The following is a 4959-nucleotide window of genomic DNA, read 5'->3' on the forward strand; positions in this document are numbered from 1 at the left end:
TATGAACAAGAATATCCTTATCGCAGGCGCCGCGGGCGCCCTGCTGCTCGGCAGCGTCGCCATCGCCCAAACGACTTCGGGCGGCGCCACCGGTACGACGGGCGCTGCGGGCGGCTCAGGCTCCACCAACTCCGCCGGCTCGATGGACCAGGGGACGGCCAGCGGCTCCACGTCCATGCAGGGCCAGGCGGGCGCGGCGGGCTCCACCGACGCCACCGGCTCGACGGGCGCCACCGGTTCGACGGGCGCCACCGGTTCGACCGGCGCGACCGGCTCCGCCGGCGCGACCACCGATACCGGGGCGATGAACGCCGCCGGCGCTGCTGAAGACACTGCCGCCAGCGGCGGTTCTGACATGCAGTACGCCGGGGAACGCGGCTGATCGCGCGGCCGGCCCAGGGGCGGCCGGCCAACGCCCGACAGGCGCGACGGATCGGCCGAACGGCCGCCGTCGCGCTCCTGGCGGCGGCCTTCGCCGCCCCGAACGCTGAGCCGGCCTCGGGTCCGGCGCCCGCCTCCGCGCGGGCGCCGGCTCCGGCCGGCCCGGTGGCGCGCGCCGTGCGCGCCGAACTGCAGCGGATGGGCGCATCCGAACTCGCCGCCTTCTACGAGGCGCGCGACTTCCGCCCGCTTTGGGTGAAGGGCCGCAGCTTGCGTCCCGAGGCGCAGGCGGTGATCGCGTTGGTCGGCGCCGCCGCTGCCGACGGGCTTGATCCGTCGCGCCACGATCCGGGCGTCCTCGCACGCGCCACGGTCGGCGCGCCCGGCCGCGACCCGGCCCAGCTCGCCCGGGCCGAAATCGCTCTCTCCACCGCCCTTGCAGCCTATGTGCGCGACCTGCGCAGCCCGCCCGACGCGGCGCGAATGGTGTTCACCGACCCGGCGCTGAAGCCGCCGGCCACCGATCCGTCGCAGGTCCTGGCAGAGGCTGCGGCGGCCCCGGACCTTGCGGCGCACCTGGCGTCGACAAGGCGCATGAACCCGCTCTATGCACAGCTGCGCGCCGCCCTCGCCGACCTGCGCTCGGGCCGGATGGCCGTCCCCGACGGGGATCGGCAACGGTACGAGAGCCTGCTGCTCGCCAACATGGCCCGGGCGCGGCAGATCCCCGCCGATCCGGGCCGCCGCTTTATCGTGGTGGACGCCGCTTCCGCCCAGCTCTTCCTTTACGAGGACGGGCGGGTGGTGGACCAAATGGACGTGGTGGTCGGCAAGCCCCGGTACGCGACTCCGATGATGGCGGGCGTGATCCGCTACGCCGTCTTCAACCCCTATTGGAACGTCCCCGTCGACCTGGTCCGCGACGACTTCGCCCGCCGGGTCCTGCGCCAGGGCGTCTCGATCCTGGAGGCCCAACGGCTGGAGGTGCTGTCGGACTGGTCGGAGCAGGCGCGGCCCGTCGATCCGGCCCGCGTCGACTGGAGCGCGGTCGCCGCCGGCCGCAAGCTGCTGCGGGTCCGCCAGAGGCCTGGCGGCGACAACATGATGGGCCAGGTCAAGCTGATGCTGCCCAACGAGCTCGGCATCTACCTGCACGACACACCGCACCGCTGGGCGTTCGACGCCAGGCAGCGGACCTTCAGCTCGGGCTGCGTGCGGCTGGAGCGGGCGATGCCGCTGGCGAAGCGGCTGCTTGGCGCGGGGGCCCCGGCCATGACGCCGGCGGAGCCCGAGCACCGAGTGGACTTGGCCGAGCCCGTACCGGTGTTCATCACCTACTTCACCGCTTGGCCGGCGTCAGGCGGCCTGGAGGTGCGGCGGGACGCCTATGGCCGCGACCCGCCCCTGATCGCGGCGCTCGAAGCGGCGGAGGTTCGGCGCCTCGCTTCAGCGCACCCTCACGCTAAGCTCTGCCTGCTCACGGGAACCAAGCTGAGCCGAAACCTTTTCTGAAAGGTACAAAGCTGGCGAGGGGCTCTCCCCGCGCCACATGCGACCGCGCAAGGGGTGCGATGAGCCGTAACAAGCTACGTGTGGGGATCGTCGGCGTAGGTAACTGCGCCTCGTCCTTCGTCCAGGGCCTCGGCTACTATGCCGAGGCGCCGGCCAACGAGCCGCCCCCCGGCCTGATGCATGTGGAGCTGGGCGGGTACCATGTGGGCGACATCGAGGTCGCCGCCGCCTTCGACGTCCACGCCGGCAAGGTGGGCCGCGACGTCGCCGAGGCGGTGCTGGCGCCGCCCAACAACACCTACGTCTTCGCCAAGCCGAAGAAGACCGGCGTCCAGGTCCTGCGCGGGCCGACGCTGGACGGCATCGGCCGCTACATGGCCGGCGACATCGAGGAGAGCGCCGAGGCGCCGGTGGACGTGGCCGAGGCGCTGCGCAGATCGGGCGCCGACGTGCTGGTCTCCTACCTGCCGGTCGGATCGCAGCAGGCGACGGAATACTACGCCGAACAGGCGCTGGAGGCCGGCTGCGCCTATGTGAACTGCATCCCGGTGTTCATCGCCTCCGACCCGGTGTGGGCCAAGCGGTTCGAGCAACGGCGGCTGCCGATCATCGGCGACGACATCAAGAGCCAGGTGGGGGCGACCATCATCCACCGGATGCTGGCCAACCTGTTCCGCGAGCGGGGCGTACGGCTGGACCGCACCTACCAGCTCAACTTCGGCGGCAATTCCGACTTCAAGAACATGCTCGAGCGCGAGCGGCTGGTCTCGAAGAAGATCTCCAAGACCCAGGCGGTGACCAGCCAGCTGGACGTGCCGCTGGACGCCGACGACATCCACGTGGGCCCGAGCGACCACGTGCCGTGGCTGACCGACCGCAAGTGGGCGCACATCCGGCTGGAGGGCACGACCTTCGGCGGGGTGCCGCTGAACGTCGAGCTGAAGCTGGAGGTCTGGGACAGCCCCAACTCCGCCGGCATCGTCATCGACGCCGTCCGCTGCGCCAAGCTGGGCCTGGACCGTAAGCTGGGCGGGCCGCTGCTCGGCCCCTCGTCCTACTTCATGAAATCGCCCCCCGAGCAGTACACCGACAACGAGGCGCGCGAGCGGACCCTTCGCTTCATCGAGGGCGAGGACCAGCGCACCGCCGAACCTCGCCGGGCGCCGCGCCTCGCATCGTGACGACCACCGTGTACTTCGTCCGCCACGGCAGTCACGACCGCCTGGGCAAGGTGCTCTGCGGCCGGATGCCCGGCGTGACCCTGTCGGAGCAGGGACTGGCCGAGAGCCGGGCGCTGGCCGAGCGGCTGGCGCGCGAGCCGATCGATGCGGTCTACGCAAGCCCGCTGGAGCGCACGGTCTCCACCGCCGAGCCGATCGCCGAAGCGCTGGGGCTTCCGCTGCAGCTGAGCGACAACCTGCTGGAGGTCGACTATGGCGACTGGACCGGCGCCGGCTTCACCGACCTCGACGGCCATCCCGAGTGGCGGGCCTGGAACGAGCAGCGGGCGAGCGCCCTGCCGCCCAGCGGCGAGGGCATGGCCCAGGTGCAGATGCGGGTCGGCCGGTTCATCAACGAGGCCGTCCAGCACCATCCCGAGCAGCGGATCGTGGCGGTCAGCCACGGCGACGTCATCAAGGCGGCGCTGATGGCGGGCCTGTCCCTGCCGCTCGACGAACATCACCGCATCGAGGTCAGCCCCGGCTCGCTCAGCATCGTCGTGGCGGGCGAGTGGGGCCTGAAGGTGCACAGCATGAACGAGGTTCCGGCATGAGCACGCTCGATCCAGGCCAGATCGCCGAGAAGGCCCGCGCCCTCGGGAGCTGGTTCCACAACATCGACCTGAACGGGGTGCAGACCGCGCCCGACCACTTCCTGTCCGACTATCCGAATGTGAAGTGGCGCCAGTTCGAACACGCCATCCCCGCCGACCTGACCGGCAAGAGCGTGCTCGATATCGGCTGCAACGGCGGCTTCTACTCGATCCAAATGAAGCGCCGAGGGGCCGACCGGGTGCTCGGCGTCGACTTCGACGACCGCTACTTGGAGCAGGCCCGCTTCGCCGCCCAGGTGACCGGCGAAGACATCGAGTTCCGCAAGCTTTCCGTCTACGACGTGGCCGAACTCGGCGAGACCTTCGACGTCGTCCTCTTCATGGGGGTGCTCTACCACCTGCGCCACCCGCTGCTGGCGCTGGACCTGATCCACGAGCACGTCGCGAAGGACCTGCTGATCTTCCAGTCGATGCAGCGTGGCGCGAAGGAGGTCTTCCCGGTCGAGGCCAACTACACCTTCTGGGAAGAGAAGCACTTCGACGAGCCCGGCTACCCGAAGATGCACTTCATTGAGCACGAGTACGCCGACGACTGGACCAACTGGTGGGCCCCGAACGCGGCTTGCGTGGAGGCCATGCTGCGCAGCGCCGGCTTCAGCATCGAGTCCCACCCTGAGGACGAAGTCTACATCTGCCGGAGGGCCAGTCCGCCCAAGGGGCCGGGCGCGGTCTATCCGGCCAAGCCGAAGACGAACGGAAAGGCCAACGGGGGCGCGCAAGCATGATCGAAGCGGCCAAGATCTGGAATGAGCCGAACAACAAGTCCCACTGGGACCCGAACCTCGACCCCGAGTGGGACCTGTTCGCGCAGATGACCAAGCTGGCTGGCCAGGCGATCGCGGCGGAGAACGGCGGCCTGACCCGCGTGCTGGGCGGCATGAGCCCCATCGACCCGCACTTCGTGCGCCGGCTCGAGGAGAAGGGCGTGCTGAACCACGTCGACGTGGTCGCCGTTCACGGCTTCCCGCTCGACTGGAACCTGTGGATGATCGACGAGTGGCCGGACAAGGTTGAGGAAATTCGCGCCGTCACCGACAAGCCGATCTGGGTCACCGAGGTGGGCGTCTCGTCGTTCGGCTCGGAGGAGGTGCAGGCCTGGGGCGTGAAGAAGACCGCCGACCTCTTGATCGGCAAGGTCCCGCGCATCCACTGGTACAGCCTCTACGACCTGCCCAAGACCTGGGAGGCGACCACCCGCCACAAGGAGGCGGAGGGCAGCAGCTACTACCGCC

Annotated in this window: 5 protein-coding genes and 1 pseudogene; all 6 read left to right on the plus strand. The window is 70.0% G+C overall.

Annotation, left to right across the window (positions count from 1 at the left end):
* A pseudogene (locus tag VHK87_RS08605) lies at window positions 1–382 on the plus strand (hypothetical protein); the annotation flags it as partial.
* A gap of 176 nt (window positions 383–558) precedes the next feature.
* Window positions 559–1893 carry a L,D-transpeptidase family protein gene (locus VHK87_RS08610; RefSeq protein WP_329634491.1) on the plus strand — a complete coding sequence of 445 codons (1335 nt, stop codon included), beginning with the start codon at window positions 559–561 and terminating at the stop codon, window positions 1891–1893.
* 59 nt (window positions 1894–1952) lie between these two features.
* Window positions 1953–3074, plus strand: coding sequence for an inositol-3-phosphate synthase (locus VHK87_RS08615; protein ID WP_329634492.1), 1122 nt, complete (start codon window positions 1953–1955; stop codon window positions 3072–3074).
* The gene (locus VHK87_RS08620; protein WP_329634493.1) at window positions 3071–3667 is read left to right on the plus strand and encodes a histidine phosphatase family protein; all 597 of its coding nucleotides are present in this window, start codon (window positions 3071–3073) and stop codon (window positions 3665–3667) included. The genes VHK87_RS08615 and VHK87_RS08620 overlap by 4 nt, the downstream gene beginning before the upstream one ends.
* Window positions 3664–4452 (plus strand): TIGR04290 family methyltransferase, encoded by a 789-nt coding sequence (locus VHK87_RS08625; protein ID WP_329634494.1) that lies wholly within the window; start codon window positions 3664–3666, stop codon window positions 4450–4452. Before VHK87_RS08620 ends, VHK87_RS08625 begins: the two co-directional genes overlap by 4 nt.
* Window positions 4449–4959 (plus strand): glycosyl hydrolase (locus VHK87_RS08630; RefSeq protein WP_329634495.1); only part of this gene is annotated, 511 nt, incomplete at its 3' end. The genes VHK87_RS08625 and VHK87_RS08630, both read left to right, overlap by 4 nt.

This window comes from Phenylobacterium sp. (assembly GCF_036263695.1).
Taxonomy (GTDB): domain Bacteria; phylum Pseudomonadota; class Alphaproteobacteria; order Caulobacterales; family Caulobacteraceae; genus Phenylobacterium.